Origin of the sequence: Thermophilibacter mediterraneus, assembly GCF_900119385.1 — a bacterium.
Classification (GTDB): Bacteria; Actinomycetota; Coriobacteriia; order Coriobacteriales; family Atopobiaceae; genus Thermophilibacter; species Thermophilibacter mediterraneus.
In genome coordinates, this window is the sequence record NZ_FPKO01000009.1 from 212712 (window position 1) to 238581 (window position 25870).

Here is a 25870-nt window from a genome sequence, read left to right on the forward strand (position 1 = left end):
TCGAAGACAACCGGGTTTTCAGAACTCGCATTCGTTGTCCTCATTCGTGAACTCACCTTCCGCGCTGCACCATCCGTAGCTGCACCCGCACGGGCACCGCTCCCATTCGTCGCAGTCACGGCATGCGACGATTCGCGGAGGGTCTGGGTCAACCCAGTCCTTGTCATGCAGTCCGAAGCTCACAACCGCCCCTCCTAAACACGTGCTTCTTCCTCTTCCTGGTCCTGGCTGAAGAAATCCGCAGACACACCGAGCGCATTGCAGATGGCTACGTACTCGTCCGCAGTAAGACGTCGGTTGCCGCGAAGAGACTCAGACATGGCAACCTTCGTCATCCCTGCGTTCTTCGCGACAACCGACTGCGTGAAACCCATGCGTTCCATGTATGCGCGGATCCTCTGGTAAATCAAAATCGGTACCTCCTCTCTGTGTACAGGATTGCTGTACACCATAGTACACAGGTGCTGTACATTGTCAAGGAATTATTTACAGGTGTTTTTGTTCTCTGTACAATTGGGAAAGGAGGTGGAGACCATGACAGTACGCAGCAATGTGCTGAAGTCGATACAGGCCCTCATCGATAGAGAGGGAAGCAAGGCGGCGTTCGCGAAAAAGGTAGGGGTTTCCCGCGCCGCAGTAACTAATTGGACTTCCGGTATAAACGCCCCGGATATAGAGACGATTGCAACCATTGCAAGCGCCTATGGCGTCACACTCTCGGCCATCCTGGAAGGAAGAGTCGCCACAGGCGGAAAAGCTGGCGAGGCTTGGGTGAGTGTCCCCTTGTACGGGTCCATCGCTGCTGGTACGCCCATCGAGATGCTTCCCATCGACGCGACGTTCGTAGTCCCTTCTGAGCTGATCGGCAAATTCCCCGATGCGTTCCTGCTGAAGGTCGTTGGCGAGTCGATGAACCGCGTCCTTCCAAACGGGTGCTATGCGTTGATAAACCCGACGAATGAGACGGTTGACGGCAGGGCTTATGCCGTGTGCGTTAATGGATATGACGCAACGATCAAGCGCGTGCGAACCCTTGCCAACGGCATAGAGCTTTACCCCGACAGCACCGACCCGACAATCAAGTCAATGGTCTTCGATTACGCCGACCCGGACGCCGAGACGGTCACGGTTATTGGCGAGGTCGTGTGGTACGTGATTCCGTTCGATTACGTCATCTAGGGGGCAAGGATGAGGCCCATCTCCTGGCACATCGGAAAGGCAATCGGCAAGCTCGTCGGTGGCAAAGCCAACTCAACCGACAGGAAGGCTCCCAATCAGCAGGTAGCTTCGGTCGAGTGGCGTATGGTGAACCCGATTCCGGAGGCAGCTGGCAAGGCGGACTTCGGCGAGATTTGCGGGGTCAACCTTGGAACCTGCCGCTACTTCCTATCGGGCGAAAAGAGGGTTCCGATCCTGACCGGGAGCAAACTCTCGACTGTGATGATCGACTGCGTTGCCCTTTCATCCATCGTTGAAGAGGCGCGTAGGGTCGAGCCGTCCATCCCGTCCAGACTCGACGTCTGGTTCGATGACGCAAAGTTCGCCACCGCCGAGATTGCTGGGAAGACAAAGACCGGCAGATCTCCCAAGTATCCGCTGACGATAAGCGTTGACATCTCGTCTCCGAGGTATGAGCCTGTCGATTACACGGCATGGATTCAAGCGTGCCTGGATGCAGGCCATGAGCTTCCGAAGCCGGAGCAAGGCGATGACTCCCTAATCGCTCACATCAGGTATCTCCCTGATGGAACCGTAGGGGCCGCAGACGTCTACATGTGGTCAGGCGCGTGCGGATACCACGTTGCTGCAGGAGGCGGGGACGGTCAGCTCCACCTCACTATGGTCGAGAGGAAGCTCAGGGATGACAACAACTTCGTTGTGACGTACAGCGTCATACCGGGGAGCGTCGGCGGAGTCACGAAAGACGAGCGCAGGGAAAAGCTCGCTGGATTAGGCGTTGACGTCCGCCAGTTCACGACAGCGAAGGTATCCGATGATGCCGCCTGGGTCATTGAGGAGTTTCTTTCCGGAGTCGGCGTTGACCTTCTCAGTGCACATATCGACTTGGACTTCTCGAATCCGACCAAGAGCGGGAAGGCACCGAAGAACGTTGCGATTGCACAGTTTTCCGCAAGTCCGAAGAAGGGCGCCCCGCTTTCCGGCAAGGTGACCATCGACATCAAGTATCTGAAGGACGGCTCGATGAACATGGCGGACATCGAGTTCGAGCGCAAGGGCATAACGCTCATCATCGCCATAAGGAAGTCTGCTGATGGCTATGCGCCCACATGGGTCTGCATGGAGACGGACGATATGCGAGGGGATCTCTTCTCTTCGCAGACCAGGAACGTTGACGCGAGGAGGGCGATAGCGAAGGCGCTGAAGAGGATGCAGTAAAAGGAAGGCCCCGCCCGACAGCTTGGCGGCAGGTGGGCGAGGCCGGCGTATTGGGCTTCATCGAAGCCCGCTACAGGGGTGATTCTACCATGGCAGGGTACTATCTGATGTACCTGCGCAAGTCTCGCGCAGACGCCGAGAAGGAGAAGTACGGCAAGTACGAGACCCTTGCCGTCCACGAGGAGCAGCTTACGAAGCTCGCACGTCTCGAACACCTGCGGGTGGCAGAGGTATACCGCGAGCTGGTGAGCGGCGAGACCATCGAAGCCCGAACCGAATTCAAGAAGGTCATGGAACGAATAGCGGACGAGGACTGCGAGGGCGTCATCGTCCATGCCATCGACCGTCTGGGACGAGGCGATCCGGTTGAGTATGGCTGGATTCTGTCATGCTTCCGCTTCACGCACACGCTGATCGTCACTCCGGGACGCACCTACGACCCGGACAACGCGAGCGACCTGCAGCAGCTCAAGCTGCAGATGTTCGTGAGCAACATCGAGTTCGACCACATACGCGAGAGGCTTACCGGAGGGTCTTACGCATCTGCGGAGCGAGGAAACTACCTCGGATCGAAGCCTCCATACGGCTACGACAAGGTGGCCGGGAAGAGCGCCATAGTCCCAAACAGCCGCGAGGCACCCGTTGTACGCCGCATTTTCTCGATGGCGGCTGACGGGGCGAACAAGGGGGAAATCGCCCGCTCCCTCAACGACTCCGGCATCCTGACCCGACACGGTAAGCTGTGGTGCTCGTCTCGAATCGGCACGATCATATCCAACCCCGTTTACAAAGGATACGTACGCTATGGCTACAGGCGTCAGAGGGTCGTGAGCCGTGAGGGCATGACGTTCGTCAAGCAGACGAAAGTGAGCCGTGATGGCGAATACGTGTTGACCAAGGGCGTCCACGAGCCGCTTGTGTCTGAGAGGGAATGGAGGCGCGCGCAAGGGGCGTTCGAGGCCGTTCCGGTACAGAGGGACCGCACGATGAAGAACCCGCTCTCAGGACTCATCGTGTGCGGAGACTGCGGGCGCGCGCTCGTGAGGCAGGTTGTGAAGAACAGGTACGGCAGCAAGTACGAGCGTCTGCACCATGCCTACAACTCAGAATGCAGGTGCCGAAGCGCGGATCTAGGGGACATCATCGATGCGCTGTGCGAGGCGCTTGCACAAATTGCCAAGGACGTCGAGCTTGGCGTCAAGTGCTGCGGCGCAGACCCGAACGAACTTGAGTCATTGGAGCGCGCAATCGAGGAGGAGGACCGCAAGCTCGACAAGCTTCTTGAGCTGTACTATGCGGAGGCCATCACCGTCGGCGAGTTCAAGCAACGGCGCGACGCATCGGAAGAGCTTTCCAGGAGGCTGCGCGAGCGGCACGACGATCTTGCCGCCCGCGCAGCCGAACCAGCGGAAATCGTGACCACGACGCGCGGGGCAATACGATTGCTTGCCGATGACTCCGTAAGTGCGGAAGCCAAGAACAGCTTCTTGCGCCGCATCATCGAGCGCATAGACTACTGGCGCGAGGACAGGCGCGGCGGACGCATCAGGCTGGTAGTGCACATGCGCGGCATGGACCCCCCTCAGCCTCCTCCCACACCGTCATGAGGTCGCGCTCCACTGCGCCGAGGACGTATACCGCGAGCATGACGTCGCGCGCGTAGACCTCCGCGCAGTGCTCCTCTAGGATTTCGCGCACATTCTGAACTGCGCAAACGACTGAAGCCAAAGAATCGGTGTTCATTAGCTATCCCTCACTTACCAGCACGCCGACGAGGATCGCGTACTCCGTCGTGCCCTGACCTCCCCTGTCAGCGAGCGTCGCCCCGAGCGCGCGGGCGACCCCCGATCCGCTCTTCCTTCCCATCCCACAGCTCCTCTCTTCCACGGCCCGCAGGCCTAGCCAACCACGAGCGCCGACCCGAGCAGCGGCCCCAAGATCGCAAGGAACATCGCCGGGACGATGAGCGTCCCCAGGGGGACGAGCATCTTGACCGGCACCTTCTCGATTGCCTCCTCGACCTGGGCGCGCTGCTCCTCGCGCATGACCTGGGCCTGTCGCTCGAGCGCCTCGGCGAGCGGGGAGCCGAAGGCGAGCGCCTCCGCGACCACCGTCGCGAAGCGACCGAGGGCCGTCACCCCGAGCTCTTCCGCAAGGAGCGCGAGCGCCTCCTCCCTCGTCCGCGCCCCGATGCGCCAGCTCAGCATCGCCTCGTCGAACGCCCGGGAGAGGTCGTTGCGGTAGCGCTCGCAGTAGAGCTCGAGCGACGAGTCGAAGGAGAGCCCCGCAGAGAGGCCCAGCGTCACGATGTCGAGAAGGACCGGCAGCTCGGAGAGGCACGCTGCCCTCCTTCGGGCGAGCAGCTCGGTGTCGCGCGCCCGGCGCACGGGGGGCAGGGCCGCCACCGCCGCGACAACTACGGAGACGAGACGTGACCGGGACCGGCCGCCGCCCGAGGGCGGCGGGGCGCCGAGCGCAAGGAGGCACGCGGCCCCCGCGAGCGCGCAGACCAGGGCGGCCACCATGGCATCGCCCATCACCCCACCCCCCTCATGATCCTCCTGATGAGCGCGAGCGCCACCCCGTCGAGCCCCATGGCAACCGCCACGCACCCCATGCCCGCAGGCGTCAGCAGCCCCTGCTGGAAGTCCGGCGAGACGAGCGTGAGGGTCCCCACCATGACCACCGGCAGCAGGCACACGATCCTCACCGAGAGCCTGACCTGGGCGGTCCTTACCACGAGCATCCGCTCGAACTCCCCCTGCCGCTCAGCGAGACGAGCTGAGCGGAGCAGGAGGTCGCGCAGCGGGCTGCCGGTCCTGTGCGAGATCACGAGCGCCGCAGCGAGGAGCTGCGAGCCCGGGACGTCGAGCTCGCCGGCGAGCAGGGCGACCGCATCCTCGGTCGAGACCCCGCACCTCAGGCGAAGCGACATCCGAGCGAACACCTCCGCCGCCGGCCCACGCTCGTGCGCCCCCACGTACTCGACCGCCTGCGCGAGCGTCTGCCCCGACGCCATCGCGACGGAGAGCGTCCGATAGATTCCCGGCATCTCGGCGAGCGTCTCCCTGCGCCGGCGCCGCCTGCCCGCCGCGTCTCGCGCGGCGACGAGCGCGCAGAGCGCCGCCCCCACGACGATCGAGGCGAGCGGGGTGAGAAAGAGCAGGCCGGCGAGGGCGGAGGACAGGAGCACCCCCGCGACGAGCGCCGCTGCCGCCGCATCTGGGGCGACCCCCAGCCCCCGCGCGAGCGGGGCGGAACACATCTCGCGGGCGGCGGCGGAGCCCGGACCGGTCGAGAGCACCCAGTCCACGAGCCTCGTGCGGCTCAGCGCGCGCAGGGCGGCGAGCGCCCGACGCGTCGCGAGGCGCGCGACGCGCCCCGCCGCCCCGGGGGGCGTCTCGGACGCGCTCCGCAGGGCGAGGCTCGACGAGACAAGCGCCAGGCAGCACACCGCTAGCGGAAGCAGGCCCTCCATCGCTCCACCTCCCCCGCATCCAGCACCCCGTTGGCGAGCGCCTCACCCACGAAGCGCGGCTCGCAGGCGAGCTCCCACGAGCGTCGTCCCAGGTCAAACGAGACGCACTTCGTCAGCAGCGCTCGCCCTCCCTCCCCGCGCGAGACCTCCGACATCGAGGCGACCACGCGACGCCCGTCCGCGAGGCGCCGCGTGACGACGATGATGTCGACGGCCGTCGCGATCTGCTCCTCTATGAGATCGGTCGGCAGGTCCATGCCAAAGCGCGCCATGAGGATCAGGCGCAGCACCGCCTCCTCCGCGCTGCCGGCGTGCAGCGTCGTGAGCGAGCCGTCGTGGCCGGTGCTGAGCGCGTTGAGCATGTCGATGCACTCCTCCCCGCGCACCTCCCCCACGACGATCCTGTCCGGCCGCATGCGCAGGGCGTTCTTCACCAGGTCCCTGATGCTCACCTCGCCGGACCCCTCTATCGAGGACCCGCGCGCCTCGAGGCGCACCACGTTGGGGTGGGCGTCAAAGCGCAGCTCTGCGGAGTCCTCAATCGTGACGATGCGCTCGCCGAGGGGAATCTCGCAGGACAGGGCGTTGAGCAGGGTCGTCTTTCCCGATCCCGTTCCCCCCGCCACGGCTATGGAGCGGCGCGCGCGAACAGCCCATGACAGCAGCGTCGCGTACCACGGAGCGACCGACGAGAGCTCCACGAGCCTCTCGAGCGTCCTGATCGCATCCGAGAACTTCCTGATGGTGACCGCAGGCCCGTCGATGGCGACGGGGGCCGCCACGGCGTTCACGCGGTCGCCGTTGGCGAGCCTCGCGCTCACGATCGGGCTCGAGCGGTCCAGGCGGCGGCCGAGGGGCGCGAGGATGCGATCCATGACGATCATGATCTGCTCGGGAGAGTCGAAGACGGTCTCCGCCGCAAAGATCTCCCCTCCGCGCTCGTAGAAGAGCGCCTGGCACCCGTTGATCATCACCTCGGTAATCTCGTCATCCTCGAGCAGGCGCTGAATGGGCCCCAGCCCGCACACCTCGTCGAGCACCTGGTCGACCAGGAGCGAGCGCTCGTCGGCGAGCAGCGTCTCGAAGCCCTGCGTGTTGAGGATTGCGTCGAGCGCAACGGCGAGCTCCGTGCGCGCACGGGGCGCATCCTGCTCCGAGAGCATTCTCGCGATGACCGCCAGCCCCATCCTCTCGACGAGAGCCCCCTTGAGACGCTCCCGCGCCGCCCGAAGGTCAACCGCCGCGGGCTCCCCCGCCCCGCGCCCGGCCTCCGCCTCTCGCACCCTCTCGAGAACGGACACCTACCTCACCTCCCTCCGGCGCCCGAAGATCCCCGGACGCCGCCTCGTCGTCGACTCCCCCGCAAGCCGCTCGGCCTCGTCGCACCCGGGCAGACGCCCGAGCTCCGCGAGAACCTGCGCGACCACCGCACCCACCGACTCCGAGAAGGGCGAGTCCAGCTCCGCGAGCTCGAGCGCCCTCCCCTCGGCAAGCAGGTCGCGCACCTCGGCTCCGCCCTCGAACGTGCGAAACACGCGGGCGGCCTCGAGCCCCACCTCGGCGCGACCGAGCAGGAAGTTGGTCCGCTCGCGCGGGTTCGCCCTGTTGTCGAGCCGGGCAACCCTCGTGCGCGCGACCCCCAGGCGCACCGCGAGGCCACTCGTCCGCGCGAGCGCGGCCGTCGTCGCCGGCCCGCCGTCGGAGACGACCAGCAGCCTGTCCGCGAGCTGGGCCACCTGTGCCACAGCGTCCGTGAAGGTCGTCGACGTGTCGACGACCACGAGGTCGCGCTCGAGCGCGAGCATCCGGACGAGCTCCCCCGTCCCCGCCATCGCAAGCTCGGAAGACTCTGGTCGCTCGCACGGCCCGACGACGTCGAGCTCAGCGGTGACGGGAACACAGAGGTGCCCGAGGAGCTCGGGTGTCACCGCAGGCGCGTCCGCGAGGCGCGCGAGGTCGCTTCCCCGCGGAAGGCCGAAGCAGCTGTAGAGGTTTCCGCAGGAGAGGTCCAGGTCGAGCGCGCACACGCGCATTCCCCAGCCCGCCGCCCGTGCCGCCGCAACGGCCGCGACCGCCGTCTTCCCGACCCCGCCGCGTCCGGAGCACACCACGATGACCGGGGCCCGGCCCGCGACGTCCCCCGTCGGCTCGCTCGCGGGCATGCCCGGCGCCGCGAGCGCGTCGGCACGGCGCGGGGGCGGTGGCGGGACCGAACGAGGCGCTCCACCGAGGCGACCCCCATCACCCCGAGGCGCGCCGACGTCCGGTCCCCCGCCCAGGTCGTCGAGGTCGAGGACGTGGTCGACCCCCGCCCGCGCGGCGCGCGAGCGAAGCGACCCCGAGACGCCGCGCGCCGCGAGCGCAACGCAGCGCGCGTTGCCGTCGCGCGCCACCGCCGCGGCGAGGTTCACGTCGGTAACCCCGCCGCGCACCGGACCCGCAACGGCGCCGAGGGCGCCGGGGGCGGCCTCGAGCACCGCGCGCCTCAGGGCGTCCGCGGTCCCGACCGCCTCGACGTCGGGCGCGGGGTCGATCGTTCTTATCGCCCGCTCGACGGATGCGAGCTCCCGCTCGTCGCACAGCACGACCCACTCGCTCATGATGCGTCTCCCTCCCCTTCGCTCCCGGCCCCCGCGGCCTCGTCCGAGGACCCCTCCGCGGGCACGTCGACCGGGGCGGTCGCCCCCGCGTCCTCGCCCGCGACGTCGGGCGCGGGAAGCGCGAGCCGGAGGCTGCCATCGGCCCCCGACGCCAGCACGCTCGGGACGTTCGTCGGCTCGACGGCGAGGGTCACGCTCCCGCGGGAGCCGATCCCGCCCTGTTCGGAGGGGGAGCGCAGCACCTGGACCTCGGGAGCGATCAGGCTGACACCGGTGTCGCTCACCCGATAGGCAACCAGCTCGGTCCCCTCGGCGGCGGACGGCGGCAGGCCCAGGTCGTCAGTGACGGGAACGGCGAGCGCCACGTGCCCAGCGGGGACCTCGACCGCGTCCTCGCTGTCGCGGAAGTTGAGCGAGGTCAGTGGTGCGCCCGGCGCCGCGGGAATGGTCACCTCCTCCCCCTCGACGCTCTCCATGCCCACGATGGCGCCCTCGGGAGCGAGGTCCGCGAGCCAGTCGCGCTCGATGACGTTGCGTCGGTCCACCACCTCGCCCGCCTCGAGGCCGTCGGGGGCCACGAGCAGGCTCACGACCTCCCCGCCGTAGCGCTCGAGCGCCTCGGCTCGCACGCGCTCCGCCTCGTCGCGGACGTGCTGGCCGTATGCGAGGCAGAACGTCGTGGCGAGCAGTGCGCACGCGCCGGAGAGCATGAGCCTGAATCTACGCGTCATGGATACCGTGACCCCCTCTCGTTCCGCCGCCGGGGCGGCTCGGTGTGAGGGGCATTGTCCCCCGGCGATCAGCCGGTCACGGCAACAAGTTCAGAAAGCTCGACACGAGTCTTCCTGAGCGCACGCACGAATCTCCGCAGAATCAAATAAGCGCAGGTTATAAGCTATAAGTCGTATTGATGGACTGCGATCGGCCGCCGTTTCGGCATCGCTTCTCCACATCACATGAGATATGAGAATTTATTTTTGGTCGAGGAGTCGGCAACCATTCCGCCGCAAGCCTCCGGGGCCGGTGGCGGCGACGCCGACACAACCCTACAGCACGACGTCGGGGTCGAGCGAGGCAGCGCTCTCGCGCATCTCCGTCGCAAGCGCCACGTAGCACGTCAGGCGACCCTCCGAGAAGGCGCCCTCGGCCTGTCGCGCGCGGACCTCGCACCCCGGCTCGTGCGTGTGCGTGCAATCGCGGAAGCGGCACATCGTCGCGGCCTCGGATATCTCGGGAAAGACCTTGGCGAGGCCTCGCTCGTGACCCACGATCGGGAGGCTCCTGAGCCCCGGCTCGTCCACGATCACGCCCGCGCCGGGCAGGGAGACCATGCGCCTCGCCACCGTGGTGTGCCGACCCATGTCGTCGACCTCCCGCACGGCACCCGTCTCGAGCACGTCACGCCCCAGCAGCGCGTTGAGCAGCGTCGACTTGCCCGCCCCCGACTCCCCGAGCACGATGGCGACCCTCCCGCGCGGAACGAGCGAGCGCACGGACTCGGTGCCCCACGCGACCCCGAGGCGCTCGGCGCACGCGCGCACGCGGGCCTCCTCGCCCCCGGAGGCGGCCGATGCCGTGAGGACGAGCCCGCACCCCTCGCCGAGGATGTCGCGCACGGCCGCCACGTCCCGCGCCAGCACGTCATCGTCGGCGCGGTCGGCCTTGGTGAGCACCACGGCGACGTCGGACCCGCAGTCGCGCGCGATCACCGCCGAGCGCGCGATGCGGTCGCAGGACACGGGGCGCTCGCCGAGCTGCTGGACCACGAGTACCAGGTCGACGTTCGCCGCGAGGGTCTGCCGCTCCCCGCGCGCCTTGCCGCGCCAGCGCGCGATGTCGCTCTCGCGGGGGAGAATCTCCTCGATGAGGCCCATGTCATGTCCCTGGGGCCGACGGGCGCACACCCAGTCCCCCACGGCGACGCGCGCCTCCTTCCTCCCGGAGAGCCCGCCCTTGGTGAGGCGCGCCGAGAACTCGGCGCGAAAGGTCGCGTCAGCACACAGCACGGCCGGGAAGCCGCGGTCGAGCCGAACGACGCAGCCCATGACGAGCTCGTCGACGGAGGCGCCGGCCTCGACCGCCCGGGAACGGGCGGCGACGTAGGCTCCACGCTGACGGTCGCTCGCGGACAGCTCGTCGAACGTCGGCAGCTCCGTGAGCGCCGAGAGCGCGGGCAGCGCCTCGTCGACGCCGCGCGACCCGTCGACGCCGCGCGCACGGCGCCTCTTTGGAGCCCTCTTTGCCACGGTGCCCTTTCTCCAAGGTAACGGACCACGTCAGTATAGCGTGTCCGCCGCGCGGATCGGGCCGACCAGACGCCCGCGCGACCCGCGAGACGCCCTTCACAGGCACAGCCTCACTGCCCCACGCGGGACCGGCACGCCAAACAGCGCCCGCTCGATGCCCACCCCGTAGCGCGTCGCCCTGAGAAGGCGCCCGTGCAGCTCCTCGACCTTGTCGGGAGGAGCGGGGCCGCACGCCTGCCGCGGAATCGCATTCTCGAAGAGGGCGACGCCCCTCATGAGCTCGTCGTGGTCGACCATTTGGTCGAGCTTTATGGTGTTGATGGTCCACCCCATGTGCTCGAGGGCCTCCCTGCGCCTCAGGTCGCGCGCCGGATCGATGTGAAACAATTTGCTGTCGTACTCCACGCCGCGCCTCTGACCGGGCCATGCGACGTCAACGAAGCAGCTCTGCGTCCCGGCGATTGCCGAGGCGGCGGCATCAAGCCGGACCTCATGGTTGAGCTCGGGCCTGATAAAGGCGAGGCCACCGTAACGCGCCGGAAGATGGAGCTCTGCAACGGAAACGCTCTCCATGGGCGACCGTGAGCCGTCGCACACCCAGCGGACCGCCTCCCGGGCGTGGCTCAGCCCGTACATCCCCACGAGCGCGGCAATGGCCTCATTGATCCGCGCGACGCACGTCAGCGGGGGTCGCTCGTAGTACCCGGAGATCATCTCCGAAAAGTGAGAGTAGCGACCGCACAGCTCGCTGCCGAGCATCACTGATCCGACAAGCGAGGTGCACGCGCACATCTGCATAAAGCACAGCTCCGGACCGACGGAGTAGACGTCGGGAGCGAGCTCGAGCAGCAACCCTCCGGGCATGACCTCGCGTCCGAGCCAGTGGCACCTGACCCCGTCGACCCTCGGGGCCCGTCCGCCCTTCCCGAGCAGCACGTGCAGGGGCGAGCGACGAATGCCGAGCTCGCGGAAGTTCACGGAGCGAATGAAGCGCCCGTCCGTTGAGATCTGCCCGAGCTCGAGGGGCTCTTCGACCGCCGAATACCGTCTGACCTGCGGAGGGACGGACCGAAGCAGCTCCAGGGCAGAATTGTGGGAAAGAAGAACCGGCATAGGACCCCCTCATCCGAAGAAGATGGGGGTCGCCTCGGTGGAACGACTCTACCACAAGGGCGACATCGGTGGCGCAGAGCGCCCTGGCATCGCGGGAACACGATGCGCGTCGCCCGCGGACCGCCTGTCCCGCCGACCTCCCAAACAATCGCGCGCCATCTCGTCACACAGCCGAATCGGCACCATAGTTTCATTTTTCATCTACCACAAAAGTGAGAAGAACTTGGGTATGAGAACGATTTCACACCCGAGTTTGGCCGAGTTGTTGCCAATTTAGTGGTAAATAAAATATCAAATCGAATTTTGGCCGTGGGACAACACCCACTCGTCCCCTCCCACGGGACGACCCAGCCCGCCAGCCAGCCCTCCAGCGAGCCGTGCGCGAACCCCGCCGTTCACGAGAAGACCCCGGCCACCGCAAGGGCGACCGGGGTCGGGCGCATCGGGACGCGCGAAAATCCGTTAGGGGGCATGCCCCCGCGTGGCCCGCTAGTCCTGGTTCTTCTCGACCGCGCGCATGACGGCCTTGTAGACCTCCATGATCGGGATGATCAGGAACGCCAGGCCGATGGCCGTGAGCACGGCCTCGGGGTTGAGCGTCATGAAGCCGAAGATCTCGGCAAGGAAGTCAACCTCGACGGGGATGACGGTGAGCACCACGGCGAGAAGCGCTGCACCCCACAGCCACTTGTTCTGGTGCTTGATCGTGAAGATCGAGGCGCGGCGGCTGCGCATGTTGAAGGAGTGGAAGATCTCCACCATGGAGAGCGTGATGAACGCCATGGTGACTCCCTCGGGGTCGGGCTGGCCGTCGAGCAGCAGGCTCATGTCGATGGCGCCGTTGTGGAAGAACATGCCGGCGAAGAACGAGGCCATCACGAGCACCGTGATAATGACGCCCTGGAAGGCGATGTCGACGCCCATGCCGCCCGCGAAGACGCCGTCGGTCGCCTTGCGCGGCTTGCGCTTCATGATGTCGCCCTCTGCCTCCTCCATGCCGAGCGCAAGCGCGGGCAGGGAGTCGGTGATGAGGTTGATCCAGAGCAGCTGGACCGGCTGGAAGATGGTGAAGCCGATGAGCGTGGCGGTGAAGACCGAGAGCACCTCGGCGATGTTGGCGGAGAGCAGGAACTGGATGACCTTGCGGATGTTGTCGTAGATCCTGCGGCCCTCTTCGCACGCGTTGATGATGGTGGCGAAGTTGTCGTCGGCGAGGACCATGTCCGCCACGTTCTTGGTGACGTCGGTGCCGGTGATGCCCATGCCGACGCCGATGTCGGCGCGCTTGATGGACGGGGCGTCGTTCACGCCGTCGCCGGTCATGGCCACGATCATGCCGCGGCCCTTCCAGGCGTCGACGATGCGCGCCTTGTGCTCGGGCTGGACGCGCGCATAGACGCTGTACTGGGTGACCTGCTCCTTGAAGTCCTCGTCGGAGATCTTGTCGAGCTGGGCGCCGGTGATGGCGTGGCTCGCGTCCTCGCAGATGCCGAGGTTCTTGGCGATCGCCACGGCGGTGTCGATGTGGTCGCCGGTGATCATGACCGGGCGGATGCCGGCCTCCTTGGCCTCGGCGATGGCCGCGGCGACCTCGGGGCGCTCGGGATCGATCATGCCGGAGAGGCCAACGAAGGTGAGGTCGTGCTCGAGCGCCTCGGGGCTGCAGTCGTCGGGCAGGGACTTGTGCATGCGCACGGCGCTGGCGAGCACGCGCAGGGCCTCGCTGGCCATGCCCTTGTTCGCCGCCATGATCTTGTCGCGACGCGCCTCGGTCATGGGCTCGACGGAGCCGTCGGGGTTCATGACCTGGGTGCAGCGGGCGAGCACCACGTCGGGGCCACCCTTGGTGTACTGCTCGAAGGTGCCCTCGGGGGTCTTGACGACGACGGACATCATCTTGCGGCCGGAGTCGAACGGGGCCTCGCCCACGCGCTCGTAGCGCTCGGCGTTCCCGTTCTCGTAGAAGCCGGCCTTGGCGGCGTCGTTGACCAGGGCGCACTCGGTGGGCTCGCCCACGGACTCGCCCTTCTCGGCGTCCCACTTGGCGTCGGAGCACAGCGCCATGGCGCGCACGTGCAGCTCCTCGGGGCCGGCGCACTCGTGCTTGACGACGGTCATCTTGTTCTGGGTGAGCGTGCCGGTCTTGTCCGAGCAGATGATCTGCGTGCAGCCGAGGGTCTCGACGGCGGTCATCTTGCGGATGATGGCCTGGCGCCTGGACATCTTGGTGACGCCCATCGAGAGCACGATCGTGACCACGGCCACGAGACCCTCGGGGATGGCGGCGACAGCCAGCGACACGGCGACCATGAAGGTGTCGAGGATCATGCCGGGGTTCTCGCCGAGCTGGGAGCCGTGACGGATGAGGTCGACGGCGAAGATGATCACGCAGATCGCGAGCACCAGCTTGGTGAGGATGCCCGAGAGCTCGTTGAGCTTGATCTGGAGCGGCGTGAGCTCCTTCTTGGCGGTGGTGAGGGCGTCGGCGATCTTGCCCATCTCGGTCTTCATGCCGGTGCCGACGACGACGGCGCGACCGCGGCCGTAGACCACGGTGGAGCCCATGTAGCACATGTTCTTGCGGTCGCCCAGGGGGACGTCGTCGGTGCCCTCGGCGAGCTCGATCGCCTCCACGTGCTTCTCCACCGGGACGGACTCGCCGGTGAGGGCAGCTTCCTCGATCTTCATCGAGGCGCTCTCGAGGATGCGGCAGTCGGCGGGCACGGAGTCGCCGGCCTCGAGAAGGACGACGTCACCGGGGACGAGCTCAGAGCTCGGCAGGTGGCTCATCTTGCCGTCGCGCACGACCTTGGACTGGGCGGCGCTCATCTCCTGGAGGGCCTCGAGGGCCTGCTCGCTCTTGGCCTCCTGGACCACGCCAAGCACGGAGTTGAGGACAACGACGAACAGGATGATCGCCGCGTCGGCCCACTCGGGCTCGCCCTGCAGGAAGCCGGCGCCGACCGAGATGGCGGCGGCCACGAGCAGCATGATGACCATCGGGTCGCCCATCTGCTCAAAGAAGCGCTTCCAGAGCGGGGTCTTCTCCTCCTTCTCGAGCTCGTTGGGCCCGTACTGGGCCAGGCGCGACGAGGCCTCTCCCGCGCTGAGGCCGCTCTCCTCGTTTGAGGAAAGCTCCCCCAGCACCTCGTCCTTGGACTCTAGGTACTCCTTCATTCAGTTCCCCTCCTGGGAAGTCGGCGCCCGGCAGATTGATGCCCGATCGTAATTCCCCAGGGGAGGGGCAAGGGCCCATCAAGGCTGCCATGCCGGACGCATGGATAAAAACACGACGCATATTCTACCCGACGGCGGACCTACGATTCAGTCTCCCTTCCGTTGTCCCCTCCACATACCGCACGTCTCCGCGAGACGGCGCAGACCAGCCAGGCCGCGGGCACCGTGACCATGAGCGCGGGGTAGAACCACGCCGGGTCAAAGGCGCCGAACAGGGCGCCGCCGATCACGGGCCCAAGCGTCATCCCCACGTCGAAGCCCATGCAGTACGTGCTGTTGGCGAGCCCCACGCTCCCGGGGCCGGCCTCGCGGACTGCCGCGGACTGGCAGACCGAGCACATGACGCCGTAGCCGCCTGCCATGAAGGGGGCCGCGAGCAGCAGCCCGACGGCATCGGTCATGGTGGCGAGAAGGGCGAGCGAGGTCGCCGCGGAGACTCCCGACGCCACGACGAACTCTCGATTATGTGGCTCTGCCATGAACTGATTCCGAATACAAGCCTTTTTCGGCGAGCGCGGCGCTTACAGATAGCTTGCCTGCGCTAAACTTGGGGGCTGTAGATTGTTGGCGTACGTGCGCCTCGCGCACACAGAAAGGACCTCGCGATGAACATTCTCTTCTACGGAACCGCCAGCTACGACAAGGCTTCCTTCACCAAGGAGCTCGCGGACTACCCCGAGATCAAGATTGACTTCACCGAGACCAACCTCACCCCCATGACCGCCGCCCTCGCCCGCGGCTATGACGCCGTCTGCGCCTTCGTCAACGCCGACTGCGGCGCCATGACGCTCGAGATTCTCGCCGGCTTTGGCGTCAAGCTCCTCCTCATGCGTTGCGCCGGCTTCGACGCCGTCAACGTCGCCGTGGCCAAGGACCTTGGCATGAAGGTCACCCGCGTCCCGGCCTACTCGCCTGAGGCAATCGCCGAGCACGCCATGGCGCTTGCCCTCGCCGCCAACCGCCGCATCTGCAAGGGCTACATCCGCGTCCGCGAGAACGACTTCTCCCTCGACGGCCTGGTGGGCGACACGCTCCACGGCAAGACCGCCGGCATCATCGGCACCGGCCGCATCGGCGCCGCCCTCTGCCGCATCTGCAAGGGCTTCGGCATGAAGGTCCTGGGCTCCGACCTCTACCCCAACCAGAAGCTCGTCGACGAGGAGCACGTCGTCGACGAGTACGTCGACTACGACGAGCTCTATCGCCGCTCCGACCTCATCTCGCTGCACGCCTTCCTCAACGAGGAGAGCCGTCACATGATCAACGACGAGTCCATCTCCAAGATGAAGGACGGCGTCATCTTCGTGAACACCGGTCGTGGCGGCCTCGTTGACACCCAGGCGCTCATCCGCGGCATCCTCTCCGGCAAGATCGGCGCCGCGGGCATCGACGTCTACGACGAGGAGGGCCCGAACGTCTACCAGAACCGCGCCGGCCAGGTCATCGACTCCGTCACCGCGCGCCTGTGCTCCTTCCCCAACGTCGTCATGACGAGCCACCAGGCGTTCTTCACCCACGAGGCCCTCGGCGAGATCGCCCGCGTCACCCTCGACAACGCGCGCGCCTTCGCCAACGGCACCGACTTTGTTGACCGCAGCGTCGTCTGCTAGGCACGCTGAACGTAGACCCCATGCGAAGAAAGGGATCTGATGGCATTTAACAAGAAGAAGACCAAGATCGTTTGCACGATGGGACCCGCCACCGAGGACGAGGAGGTGCTGCGCCAGCTCATCCTTCACGGCATGAACGTCGCGCGCTTCAACTTCTCCCACGGCAGCCACGAGTACCACCGCAAGAACATCGAGCGTGTTCGCCGTCTTTCCCAGGAGCTGTCCATCCCCGTCGCCATCATGCTCGACACCAAGGGCCCCGAGGTCCGCACGGGCATGCTCGAGGGCGGCAAGAAGGTCTCGCTCGAGACGGGCAAGACCTGTGTCGTCACCACCGACGATGATGTCATCGGCACCGCCGAGCGCTTCTCGCTCGACTACAAGACCCTTCCTGCCGAGGTCGAGAAGGGCACCGTCATCCTGATCGACGACGGCCTCATCGGCCTCGAGGTCGACCACGTCGAGGGCAACGACATCCACTGCGTCATCACCAACGGCGGCGAGCTCGGCGAGAAGAAGGGCGTCAACTTCCCCAACCTCAACATCAACCTGCCGTCCGTCACCGCCCAGGACCGCGCGGACATCATGTTTGGCTGCGAGCTCGGCATCGACGCCATCGCCGCCTCCTTCATCCGCGACGGCGCCGCGGTCGAGGAGATCCGCAAGATCTGCATCGAGATGGGCACCCCTGACGTCCTCATCTTCCCCAAGATCGAGAGCGCGCTGGGCGTCAAGAACTTCGACGAGATCCTCCACGTGTCCGACGGCTGCATGGTCGCCCGTGGCGACCTGGGCGTCGAGGTTCCCGCCGCGCAGGTCCCGCACATCCAGAAGACCATCATCCGGAAGTGCAAGGAGCACTACAAGCCCGTCATCACGGCCACGCAGATGCTCGACTCCATGCAGCGCAACCCTCGCCCCACGCGCGCCGAGGTCAACGACGTCGCCAACGCCGTCTACGACGGCACGGACTGCGTGATGCTCTCCGGCGAGACCGCTGCCGGCAAGTACCCCATCGACGCCGTCAAGACCATGTCCGAGATCTGCAAGGAGACCGAGAAGTACCTGCCCGAGCGGCGTGAGTACTTCGACCGTGGCGGCGTGCGCAACGTCAACGGCGCGACCGGCTTCGCCGCGCTCGAGATGGCCGACCACGTGGGCGCCAAGTGCATCCTTGCCCCCACCAACTCCGGCCGCTCCGCTCGCCTCATCTCCACCTTCCGTCCGAAGATGCCGCTGTTCGCGACGTCCCCGAACGAGAAGACCATCCGTCGCACCTGCTTCTACTGGGGCGTCTACGCATACCGCACCACCGAGCAGGGCTCGCTCTCGAGCACGCTCTACGACGCGCTGCTCACCGCCAAGCGCAACGGCCTCGTCGACACCGGCGACATCGTGGTCATCACCGCCGGCGACCCGCAGACCTCCCCGCGCCTCGGCGACTACACCACCTCCACCAACGTGGCGATGGTGGCCCAGGTCCAGTAAGGGCGCGCACACGCACGCACGGGCCCCGAGGGACGTCCCCCGGGGCCCTTTCTTGTGTCGCTGGAATCGCTTTCGCCGGGACCGTCGGGCCTAGGCCGAAAGGGTGACCATCTCCGTGGCTGCCGAGACGATGTCCGGGCCGTTGGTGTCGAGGTCGCCGGTGACAAGAAACGGGTCGGCGCCACCGTCCTTCTCGAGGTCGCCCCCCCGGTTGACGTGGAAGCGGTACGAGATCCGGTCCGCGCGGATGACGGACTTCGAGTAGTGCAGCGGATGCCCGTCGGCACGCAGCACGAGCTTGCGCAGCACGAACAGCGGAGCGCCCACCATGCACCTGAGCAGGCGCGCCTCGTCGCCGCGCGTGCTCGACGCCTCGAGGGTGAGGTCCTCCTCGCCAAAGCGGTAGCCGTAGACGCGCGTCACGAGCGAGTAGAACGAGACGTCCTCGCCTATGCGCTCGAGCAGGCCCGGAAACGCCGCCGCGGACACGAAGAGGTCGTCGATGGCGAGGGGGACCTCGCCCTCGAGCACGAGCCTCCTCAGGTAGGTGACGTCGTCGCCCAGAGTGACCCCCAGCCGCTCGGCGATGGACTCGTTGGCGGGTATCTCCTTGCCCTCGATGATCTGGTAGCTGGTCTGCATGCCCTGGCGGGAGAGCTCGTCAAAGCCCCGGTCCCGCCCGCTGCCGATGCCCACCACGTACTTGGGCACTGCCACGAACGTCCCGCGGCCGCGCACCTTTTTGAGCAGCCCCTCCTCCACGAGGTCCTGGACGGCGCGACGCACGGTGATGCGGCTCACCCCGTACTCCTCGCAGAGCTCGGGCTCGGTGGGGATGCGCTCCCCCACCGCGTACTCGCCCGAGATCATCTTCTGCTTGAGTTCGGTCTCCAGCTGGAGATACAGCAGCCCGTTGGTATAGGAGTCGAGCACGAGGTCCTTCTGCTTGGCGGTCACAGGCCCCTCCGGAACAAGGGCGCCCCCGTCCTCAGTCGACCCAAGCCTCGAGCTGCTGATCTGTGGCCAGGACGGAATGGGTGCCGGATACGATATGGTAGCTTCCCTCATCATAACGAATCCCCTGGGCCTTGGCATCATAAACAAGCGGGTGACGGTCGCGCTCGACCTGCGGGTTGAAGCGTGGAATCGCCGAGATGAGCGAGCGGGTGTAGGGGTGCACGGGATGCGAGAAGATCTCGTCGGTGCGCCCAGACTCCACGATGTGGCCGAGGTGCATGACTGCGATGTGGTCGGAGATGTAGCGGACCATCGAGAGGTCGTGGGCGATGAACAGGTACGCCGCGCCCGTCTCCTGCTGGATGTCGCGCATGAGGTTGACGACCTGCGCCTGGATGGACACGTCAAGGGCCGAGATGGCCTCGTCGGCGATGACGAGCTTGGGGTTCATGATAAGCGCCCGCGCCAGGCCTACGCGCTGGCGCTGTCCGCCGGAGAACTGGCTCGGGTAGCGGTTGGCCTGCGACCGAGAGAGGCCCACACGGTCCATCATCTGGTAGACGAGCTCCTCTCGCTCGCGCCGGTCCATGTGCGGCCGATGGGCGTCCAGGCCGGTGGCGATGGTGTCGATGACCTTGCGGTAGGGGTTGAGCGACGCCATGGGATCCTGGAAGACCATGGACATGTTGGTCCGCAGCCGCTGAGCGACCTCCTTGGAGAGCTTGCCGGAGATGTCGTCCCCGTCGAACACGATCGAGCCGGAGGTGATGTCGTCGAGGCGGATGACCGCCCGGCCCGTGGTCGACTTGCCCGAGCCGGACTCGCCGACCAGGCCAAACGTCTCTCCTGGCATGATGTCAAAGGAGACGTCGTCGACGGCCTTCACGACGTTGCCACCCGGGATCTTGAAGTACTGCCTGAGGTTCCTCACGCTCAGGAGCGGACCGCCCTGCTCGACGACGCCCGCGGCGCCCATCTGTGCTGACCTGCTCACCTGGCCTCGCCCCCATCCTGTCTCATCTGGGCAATCCTGCTGCGGAGCTGCGCGGGCATCTCGACCTTCGGCGCGCGCGGGTCGAGCAGCCACGTGGCGGCCCAGTGGTGGTCGTTCACCTCAAAGCGCGGAGGCTCCTTGACGAAGTCGATCTCCAGCGCGAAGGGGTTCCTCGGCGCGAAGGCGTCGCCGACGATCTCGTTGAGCATGTTCGGCGGGTTGCCCTTGATGGTAAAGAGGCGCTCCTCGCGGCTCACGGAGACGGACGGCATCGACGAGAGCAGGCCCCAGGTGTAGGGGTGGCGCGGGTCGAAGAACACGTCCTCGGTGGTGCCCGCCTCGACGATCTTGCCGGCGTACATGACGTTGACGTAGTCGGCCACCTTGGCCACGACGCCGAGGTTGTGCGTGATGAAGATGACCGAGATGCCGAGCTTGCGCTGGAGCTCGATGATGAGGTCGAGGATGCGCGCCTGGATCGTCACGTCGAGGGCCGTCGTGGGCTCGTCGCAGATGAGCAGGTCCGGGTTGCACGACAGCGCGATGGCGATCACCACGCGCTGGCGCATGCCGCCCGAGAGCTGGTGCGGGTAGCTCCTGAGGCGCGCCTCGGGGTCGGTGATGCCCACGAGCTCGAGCAGCTCGACGCAGCGGGCGTGCAGCTTGGCGCCCGCGAAGTCGGTGTGCTCGCGGATGCCCTCGGCGAGCTGGCGCTCGATCGTCATCGTGGGGTCGAGGGAGGTCAGCGGGTCCTGGAAGACCATCGCGATGTGGTTGCCCTTGAGCAGCGACATCTGCTTGTCGGTGAGCCTCATGAGGTCGACGGTGCGCGTGAGGCCGTCGGAGGCGACGAAGGTGAACTCGGCCGACCCCGCCTCCACCACCTCGTTGCGCGTGCGAATGCCCATGACCTGCTTGGCCGTCACGGACTTTCCCGAGCCAGACTCACCCACGATGGCGACCGTCTCGCCGCGATACACGTCGAGGTCGACGCCGCGCACGGCGTGGACGAGGCCGTTGGCCGTCTTGAAGGAGATGCGCAGGTCGCGGATCTTGAGGATTCTCTTGCGTTCGGCTGCCATGGGAATCACCTAGGACCTCTCTGGGTCGAGGGCGTCGCGCAGGCCGTCACCAAACAGGTTGAAGCCCAGCATGAGGACGGCCAGAACCATGACCGGGGCGAGCACCTGGTAGGGGTAAATCATCGCGGCGTTGTAGCCGTCGTTGATCATGGTCCCGAGAGACGCCGTGGGGGCCGGGATACCCAGGCCTATGAAGGCGAGAAACGCCTCGAGGAAGATGGCGTTGGGGATGGAGAACATGAAGGTCACCACCACCTGCGGCATCGTGTTGGGCAAGATCTCCTTGAAGATGATGTCGCGCGCGCTCACCCCGAGCGTCCGCGCCGCGAGCGTGAACTCCTGCGTCTTGCACTTGAGCACCTGCGCGCGCACGATGCGGCTCATGTCGATCCAGCCCGTGATGAACAGCACGATCACGATGTTGGCCAGGCCGGGCTGGAGCACCACGATGAGCAGCGTCGTGATGACGAGCTGCGGGATCGAGCTCAGCACCTCCGTGAAGCGCTGCATCACGATGTCGACCTTACCGCCGAAGTATCCCGAGACCAGGCCGTAGACGATGCCGATGAGCACGCCCACGACAACCGCGATCAGCGCGATGATCAGCGAGATGCGGGTTCCCTCCCACACGCGGGTCCACACGTCGCGCCCCAGGCCGTCCGTGCCAAAGAGGTGGTACTCGTTCGGGATGCCCGCCGCGCCATAGAGGTCCACGCCGTTTTGCGTCCCGTCGCAGATACCGAGCTGCTCGAGCCCGGGGATGCGCGGGGGCAGGTTGGTGATCTGGGAGTTGACGTCCGAGTAGGAGTAGGGGCTCACGATGGGCGCCACGATGGCCACGAGCACGATCAGCGCGATGACCACGAGGCTCACGACCGCGCCCTTGTTGGCGAGAAAGCGGTTGACGGTCTCGCGCGCGTAGGAGTAGTTTGCGTACTCACGCTCGTCGGTGTCGGCGTGCGCGGCGAGGTCGGCGGGTGCAAACAGGGCGTCCTCGCCCACCGTGGGGGCGGCGTTGTGTGTCGTCATGGCTAGTCCTTCCCCCCTGCGATCCTGATGCGGGGGTCGATGACCACGTAAGCAATGTCGACCAGAAGCATCGCGAGGATGAACATTACGCTGTAGATGAAGCTGATGGTGAGCACGACGTTGTAGTCGTTTTGCTGGATGGCCTGGATGTAGAGGCTGCCGAGCCCAGGGATCGAGAAGACCTTCTCCATGACCAAAGATCCGCTCATGAGGCTCACCAGCAGCGGCACGAGCACGGTGATGACGCTGATGAGGGTGTTGCGCAGCGCGTGGCGCAGCACGAGCTTGGTCTTGGAGACTCCCTTCGATGACGCGAGCAGCATGAAGTCCGAGTTCATAATGCTAATCATCTCGGAGCGGGTGTAGCGCTCCACGCTCGCCATGGGAAACATCGCGAGCGCCAGCACGGGCAGCACCGTCGAGATGGTAGGCTCGGTCGAGCTGTAGAGGATCGGGAACAGCTTGAGCTGGAAGCCCAGGAAGTACGAGAGGAACAGCGCGACAACAAACGACGGAAGGCTCACGCCCACGACCGCGATGATCGTGGCGGCGGTGTCCCAGACGGAGCGCTCGCGCAGCGCGGCAACGATGCCCAGGATGACGCCGACCACAGCTCCCAGGATACCCGCCTCGAGGCCGATGGTGAGGGTGAGCGCGATCCTCGGTCCCACCATCTGGGAGATGGGCATGTTGGTCATGATGTTGTACGATACGCCAAAGTCGCCGTGGAGCATGTTCCACACGTAGAGGAAGAAGCGCTCGAGGACGGGCTTGTCGAGACCGTAGTGGGCGCGCAGGGCGGCAACCTGGTCGGGCGTCAGCTTCTCCTCGTTGTTGAACGGGGAGCCCGGCATAAACGAGAGGAGCATGAAGAGGACGAACATGATCACGAAGAGGGTGACCAGGGCGATGGCGACGCGTTTGAGAATGTAGCGCGCCATCGGGCTGAGCCTCGGACCGGTCCTTCCTTCTCCCTTCGCGAGCAGTTTCATGATGGTCCTCCGATCTGTGAGAGGGGTGCCGCGCCCCGGCCTTAGACATGGGAGGAAGAGCCGGGGCGCGACGTGTGGGGAGCTACGCCTTGTCCATGTACTTGCAGAAGTACATGGTTCCCGTGATGTGGTGGCCCATGCCGGTGACCTCCGGCCTCGTCAGGGTGCACAGACCCGTCTGGAAGATGGGGATGCTCACCGCGCGCGTGGAGCAGATCTCGTTGCAGCGCATGAGCTCCTCCCAGCGCGCGTCGGCATTGCCAGCGTCGGTGGAGTTGGCCGTCTCGTAGAGGGCGTCGAACTCCTCGTCGACCCAGCGGGAGTAGTTGGACGGGTGGTCCGACTCGTACATGGCGAGAATGGCCGTCGGGTCGGCATAGTCCGGCCCCCAGCCCCACAGGCAGACGTCGAAGTCGCCGGACTGGGCGCGGTCGGTGCGGCTCTTCTTGGGCGTGGCCTCAAGGTTGATGGTGAGGCCCGGCAGCGCCTTCTGGACGGTGTCCTGGATGTAGGCGCACACGTCCTGTATGAAGTCCTTGTCCTGGTCAAACAGGAGCGTGAACTCGCGGACGTCCGTCTCGGCCTGCGCGGCCTCCCAGTACTGCTGCGCCTGCTCGAGGTCGTAGCCGTTGGGCTGCGGGCTCGCCTCGGCGAAGTCCTCGCCAGCCTCGTTGGCGAAGAGCCCCTTCATGATCATCTGCTGGACAGGCTCGGAGCCGTCCTTGAGGATGGAGTCGCAGATGTCCTCGCGGTTGATGGCGCAGGCGATGGCGCGACGGAAGTTCTCGTTGTTCATGCCCTCGCGGGTGGTGTTCATCATCAGGTAGTAGTTGAACTGGCCGTCCCAGGTGGAGAAGGCCTCGTCGTCCTGGTACTGGGACACGAGGTCGCCCGTGAGCTCCACGTAGTCGACGGTGCCGCTCTCGTAGGCCATGACCGCCTGCTGCGTCTCGGGGATGACCTGGAAGGTGACCGTGTCGAGGGTGACGCTGTCGGCATCCCAGTAGTCCGCGTTCTTGGTGAGGACGAAGGTGTTGGCGGCGCTGTCGTACTGCGTCACCGTGAACGGGCCGTTGTAGATCTGGTCGTCCTTGGTGATGCCGAACATGTCGCCCTTCTCCTCGCGGAACGCACGGTTCACCGGTGCCCACGGCGTGAACGAGAGCAGGTCGAGCATGAAGGGCACGGGGTGCTCGAGCTCGATGACGATGGTCTTCTCGTCGGGCGCGGAGATGCCCAGCTCGGAGATGTCGGCAGAGCCGTCGAGGACGGCGGCGTAGTTCTTGATGGCCGCCATCTCGATCTGGTACTGGAAGTCGGCCACGCCCGAGTCGGCCTGGGCGTTGCGCTGCCAGGAGCAGATGAAGTCGTCGGCCACGACGGGTTCGCCGTTGCTCCACGTAGCGTCGCGCAGCGTGAAGGTCCAGGTGAGCTGGTCGTCGGAGACCTCGTAGGTCTCGCAGGCGGCGGGCTTGATCTCACCCTCTGCGTCCTTCTCGAACAGGCACTCCAGGCCCTGGGAGATGAAGGTCATCGAGACCGTGTCGAGCGCTGCGAGCGGGTCGAGGGTGATTGGGGCGGTGGAGACGGCGATGCCGACGTTCTTGCCGTCGTCGGTCACCGACGCCTGCTCGCCGCCGTTGTCGCACCCGGCGAGGGTGGCGGCGCCGGCGAGCGCGAGGCCGAGGGTCCCGCCCTTCAGGAAGTCGCGTCGAGATACCGTGGGGATTCCGTACTTGAAGTTCATATCTGCCTCCTTGCTTGCCGTTCTCGTTATCTGATCTTGCTCGGGCACCCAAAGGCGCCGTGTACCATGCAGGTGTGGGCAGCGCGCTCCGCGGCAAAGGCCATGGCGACGTCGACGTCGCGGGTGTCGAAGTAGCGAACGAGGAAACCCGCGGCGTAGGAGTCGCCCGCTCCCATCGTGTCTAGGGCCTCGACCGCAACGACGCCCAGCTCGTGCACGCGCTCACCGTCGAGGCAGAGGCTTCCGCGCGCACCCATCGTGACCACGACGAGCGAGCAGCCCAGCCCGCGCACCTCCCGCATGAGCTCCTCCGCCTCCGCGCGCCCCAGGCCCTCGCCCGAGAGAAACGCGATGTCGACGTGCGGGCAGATGCGCGCGAGGTAGGCCTCGTCGCGGCTGGTGGAGAAGTCATAGGACACCGGGACGACCCTGTGGATCTGCGGGAGGAACTCGTCCACACCGGCCTCGTTGGTGGTGTGGCACACGTCGTAGCGCGCCAGCAGCTCGAGGTCCTCGCGCGCGACGCGCATCCGGAGCAGGTGGGCCACCGAGTCGCGCTCCCCGGCGAGGAACACGCGCTCGCCGTCGACCAGGCGCACCCCGGGGCTCGGCGTGGTCCCATGTGCCACGCGGCAGCGCGGGGTGTCGACCCCCTCCTGCGCGAGAACGGAGCGGATGTGCTCGGCACGGTAGTCGTCGCCGAATATGCCCAGGAAGGCGGTCTCCTCGGCGCCGTCACGACGCGCGTTCACGGCAACGTTGACGGCCTGGCCGCCCGGATAGAACACGCCGTCGTCGACGTAGCTGTCGGCCACACAGTCTCCCAGGGAAATAAGGCGCATCTTCTCCTCCAGCGCTGCTTCCGGGGCCCGCGCCCGACGCGCGGGCCCCGGGACGTCT

22 protein-coding genes are annotated in these 25870 nt (G+C 66.2%); 5 read left to right on the plus strand and 17 right to left on the minus strand.

Annotated elements, in window-relative coordinates; all coding sequences use genetic code 11:
• Nucleotides 1-194 precede the first annotated feature (194 nt).
• Nucleotides 195-452: a helix-turn-helix domain-containing protein gene (locus BQ7106_RS05845; RefSeq protein WP_083526936.1), complete on the minus strand. Its 258-nt coding sequence runs from the start codon at nt 450-452 to the stop codon at nt 195-197.
• Nucleotides 453-534: 82 nt separating this feature from the next.
• Here BQ7106_RS05845 and BQ7106_RS05850 point away from each other — a divergent pair, with 82 nt between their 5' ends.
• From BQ7106_RS05850 to BQ7106_RS05860, 3 genes are all read left to right on the plus strand, one after another.
• Nucleotides 535-1179: a LexA family protein gene (locus BQ7106_RS05850; RefSeq protein WP_072372842.1), complete on the plus strand. Its 645-nt coding sequence runs from the start codon at nt 535-537 to the stop codon at nt 1177-1179.
• Between the two features lie 9 nt (nt 1180-1188).
• Nucleotides 1189-2397 (plus strand): hypothetical protein, encoded by a 1209-nt coding sequence (locus BQ7106_RS05855; protein WP_072372845.1) that lies wholly within the window; start codon nt 1189-1191, stop codon nt 2395-2397.
• 89 nt (nt 2398-2486) lie between these two features.
• Complete coding sequence (locus BQ7106_RS05860; protein ID WP_129583807.1) at nt 2487-4004, plus strand: recombinase family protein; 1518 nt, start codon at nt 2487-2489, stop codon at nt 4002-4004.
• A 291-nt stretch (nt 4005-4295) separates the two neighbouring features.
• On the opposite strand, the gene BQ7106_RS05865 is transcribed toward BQ7106_RS05860, so the two are convergent.
• The 9 genes from BQ7106_RS05865 to BQ7106_RS05905 all read right to left on the minus strand — a co-directional run bounded on the left by BQ7106_RS05865 (nt 4296) and on the right by BQ7106_RS05905 (nt 15550).
• Nucleotides 4296-4934, minus strand: coding sequence for a type II secretion system F family protein (locus tag BQ7106_RS05865; protein WP_240307446.1), 639 nt, complete (start codon nt 4932-4934; stop codon nt 4296-4298).
• A complete protein-coding gene (locus tag BQ7106_RS05870; RefSeq protein ID WP_072372851.1) occupies nt 4934-5875 on the minus strand; it encodes a type II secretion system F family protein in 942 nt (313 codons plus the stop codon). Before BQ7106_RS05870 ends, BQ7106_RS05865 begins: the two co-directional genes overlap by 1 nt.
• A complete protein-coding gene (locus BQ7106_RS05875; protein WP_072372856.1) occupies nt 5854-7176 on the minus strand; it encodes a TadA family conjugal transfer-associated ATPase in 1323 nt (440 codons plus the stop codon). Before BQ7106_RS05875 ends, BQ7106_RS05870 begins: the two co-directional genes overlap by 22 nt.
• The gene (locus BQ7106_RS05880) at nt 7177-8475 is read right to left on the minus strand and encodes a MinD/ParA family ATP-binding protein (RefSeq protein ID WP_072372859.1); all 1299 of its coding nucleotides are present in this window, start codon (nt 8473-8475) and stop codon (nt 7177-7179) included. It lies immediately after the preceding gene.
• A complete protein-coding gene (locus BQ7106_RS05885; protein WP_072372862.1) occupies nt 8472-9206 on the minus strand; it encodes a CpaB family protein in 735 nt (244 codons plus the stop codon). The genes BQ7106_RS05880 and BQ7106_RS05885 overlap by 4 nt, the downstream gene beginning before the upstream one ends.
• Nucleotides 9207-9521: 315 nt before the next feature.
• Nucleotides 9522-10721 (minus strand): GTPase RsgA, encoded by a 1200-nt coding sequence (gene rsgA / locus BQ7106_RS05890; protein ID WP_072372865.1) that lies wholly within the window; start codon nt 10719-10721, stop codon nt 9522-9524.
• Nucleotides 10722-10817: 96 nt separating this feature from the next.
• Nucleotides 10818-11834, minus strand: coding sequence for a hypothetical protein (locus BQ7106_RS05895; RefSeq protein ID WP_072372868.1), 1017 nt, complete (start codon nt 11832-11834; stop codon nt 10818-10820).
• Between the two features lie 489 nt (nt 11835-12323).
• Nucleotides 12324-15011 (minus strand): cation-translocating P-type ATPase, encoded by a 2688-nt coding sequence (locus BQ7106_RS05900; RefSeq protein WP_072372871.1) that lies wholly within the window; start codon nt 15009-15011, stop codon nt 12324-12326.
• 140 nt (nt 15012-15151) lie between these two features.
• Complete coding sequence (locus BQ7106_RS05905) at nt 15152-15550, minus strand: MFS transporter (RefSeq protein ID WP_129583808.1); 399 nt, start codon at nt 15548-15550, stop codon at nt 15152-15154.
• A gap of 126 nt (nt 15551-15676) precedes the next feature.
• Between BQ7106_RS05905 and BQ7106_RS05910 the strand changes: the two genes are divergently transcribed.
• Together BQ7106_RS05910 and pyk are read left to right on the plus strand one after the other, a co-directional pair.
• Complete coding sequence (locus tag BQ7106_RS05910; protein ID WP_072372878.1) at nt 15677-16681, plus strand: 2-hydroxyacid dehydrogenase; 1005 nt, start codon at nt 15677-15679, stop codon at nt 16679-16681.
• A gap of 39 nt (nt 16682-16720) precedes the next feature.
• A complete protein-coding gene (gene pyk / locus BQ7106_RS05915; protein ID WP_072372881.1) occupies nt 16721-18169 on the plus strand; it encodes a pyruvate kinase in 1449 nt (482 codons plus the stop codon).
• 90 nt (nt 18170-18259) lie between these two features.
• Here the strand turns inward: pyk and BQ7106_RS05920 are convergent, their stop codons facing one another.
• The 7 genes from BQ7106_RS05920 to BQ7106_RS05950 form a co-directional block, all read right to left on the minus strand.
• Complete coding sequence (locus BQ7106_RS05920) at nt 18260-19126, minus strand: GntR family transcriptional regulator (protein WP_072372885.1); 867 nt, start codon at nt 19124-19126, stop codon at nt 18260-18262.
• A 31-nt stretch (nt 19127-19157) separates the two neighbouring features.
• Nucleotides 19158-20120 carry an ABC transporter ATP-binding protein gene (locus BQ7106_RS05925; protein WP_205407680.1) on the minus strand — a complete coding sequence of 321 codons (963 nt, stop codon included), beginning with the start codon at nt 20118-20120 and terminating at the stop codon, nt 19158-19160.
• On the minus strand, nt 20117-21202 hold the full coding sequence (locus BQ7106_RS05930; RefSeq protein ID WP_072375368.1) for an ABC transporter ATP-binding protein: 1086 nt from the start codon (nt 21200-21202) through the stop codon (nt 20117-20119). The genes BQ7106_RS05925 and BQ7106_RS05930 overlap by 4 nt, the downstream gene beginning before the upstream one ends.
• A 9-nt stretch (nt 21203-21211) precedes the next feature.
• Nucleotides 21212-22231: an ABC transporter permease gene (locus BQ7106_RS05935; RefSeq protein WP_072372891.1), complete on the minus strand. Its 1020-nt coding sequence runs from the start codon at nt 22229-22231 to the stop codon at nt 21212-21214.
• 2 nt (nt 22232-22233) lie between these two features.
• Nucleotides 22234-23223: an ABC transporter permease gene (locus BQ7106_RS05940; protein WP_205407681.1), complete on the minus strand. Its 990-nt coding sequence runs from the start codon at nt 23221-23223 to the stop codon at nt 22234-22236.
• A gap of 82 nt (nt 23224-23305) precedes the next feature.
• On the minus strand, nt 23306-24970 hold the full coding sequence (locus BQ7106_RS05945) for a peptide ABC transporter substrate-binding protein (protein ID WP_072372897.1): 1665 nt from the start codon (nt 24968-24970) through the stop codon (nt 23306-23308).
• Between the two features lie 26 nt (nt 24971-24996).
• Nucleotides 24997-25785: a PfkB family carbohydrate kinase gene (locus tag BQ7106_RS05950; protein WP_159431274.1), complete on the minus strand. Its 789-nt coding sequence runs from the start codon at nt 25783-25785 to the stop codon at nt 24997-24999.
• Nucleotides 25786-25870 lie beyond the last annotated feature (85 nt).

Excerpts from the sequence above, each read along its gene's own strand:
- BQ7106_RS05845 (WP_083526936.1), bottom strand. The coding sequence starts at position 452 with ATGGTGTACAGCAATCCTGTACACAGAGAGGAGGTACCGATTTTGATT.
- BQ7106_RS05850 (WP_072372842.1), top strand. The coding sequence starts at position 535 with ATGACAGTACGCAGCAATGTGCTGAAGTCGATACAGGCCCTCATCGAT.
- BQ7106_RS05855 (WP_072372845.1), top strand. The coding sequence starts at position 1,189 with ATGAGGCCCATCTCCTGGCACATCGGAAAGGCAATCGGCAAGCTCGTC.
- BQ7106_RS05860 (WP_129583807.1), top strand. The coding sequence starts at position 2,487 with ATGGCAGGGTACTATCTGATGTACCTGCGCAAGTCTCGCGCAGACGCC.
- BQ7106_RS05865 (WP_240307446.1), bottom strand. The coding sequence starts at position 4,934 with ATGGGCGATGCCATGGTGGCCGCCCTGGTCTGCGCGCTCGCGGGGGCC.
- BQ7106_RS05870 (WP_072372851.1), bottom strand. The coding sequence starts at position 5,875 with ATGGAGGGCCTGCTTCCGCTAGCGGTGTGCTGCCTGGCGCTTGTCTCG.
- BQ7106_RS05880 (WP_072372859.1), bottom strand. The coding sequence starts at position 8,475 with ATGAGCGAGTGGGTCGTGCTGTGCGACGAGCGGGAGCTCGCATCCGTC.
- BQ7106_RS05885 (WP_072372862.1), bottom strand. The coding sequence starts at position 9,206 with ATGACGCGTAGATTCAGGCTCATGCTCTCCGGCGCGTGCGCACTGCTC.
- BQ7106_RS05895 (WP_072372868.1), bottom strand. The coding sequence starts at position 11,834 with ATGCCGGTTCTTCTTTCCCACAATTCTGCCCTGGAGCTGCTTCGGTCC.
- BQ7106_RS05900 (WP_072372871.1), bottom strand. The coding sequence starts at position 15,011 with ATGAAGGAGTACCTAGAGTCCAAGGACGAGGTGCTGGGGGAGCTTTCC.
- BQ7106_RS05905 (WP_129583808.1), bottom strand. The coding sequence starts at position 15,550 with ATGGCAGAGCCACATAATCGAGAGTTCGTCGTGGCGTCGGGAGTCTCC.
- BQ7106_RS05910 (WP_072372878.1), top strand. The coding sequence starts at position 15,677 with ATGAACATTCTCTTCTACGGAACCGCCAGCTACGACAAGGCTTCCTTC.
- pyk (WP_072372881.1), top strand. The coding sequence starts at position 16,721 with ATGGCATTTAACAAGAAGAAGACCAAGATCGTTTGCACGATGGGACCC.
- BQ7106_RS05930 (WP_072375368.1), bottom strand. The coding sequence starts at position 21,202 with ATGGCAGCCGAACGCAAGAGAATCCTCAAGATCCGCGACCTGCGCATC.
- BQ7106_RS05935 (WP_072372891.1), bottom strand. The coding sequence starts at position 22,231 with ATGACGACACACAACGCCGCCCCCACGGTGGGCGAGGACGCCCTGTTT.
- BQ7106_RS05940 (WP_205407681.1), bottom strand. The coding sequence starts at position 23,223 with ATGAAACTGCTCGCGAAGGGAGAAGGAAGGACCGGTCCGAGGCTCAGC.
- BQ7106_RS05945 (WP_072372897.1), bottom strand. The coding sequence starts at position 24,970 with ATGAACTTCAAGTACGGAATCCCCACGGTATCTCGACGCGACTTCCTG.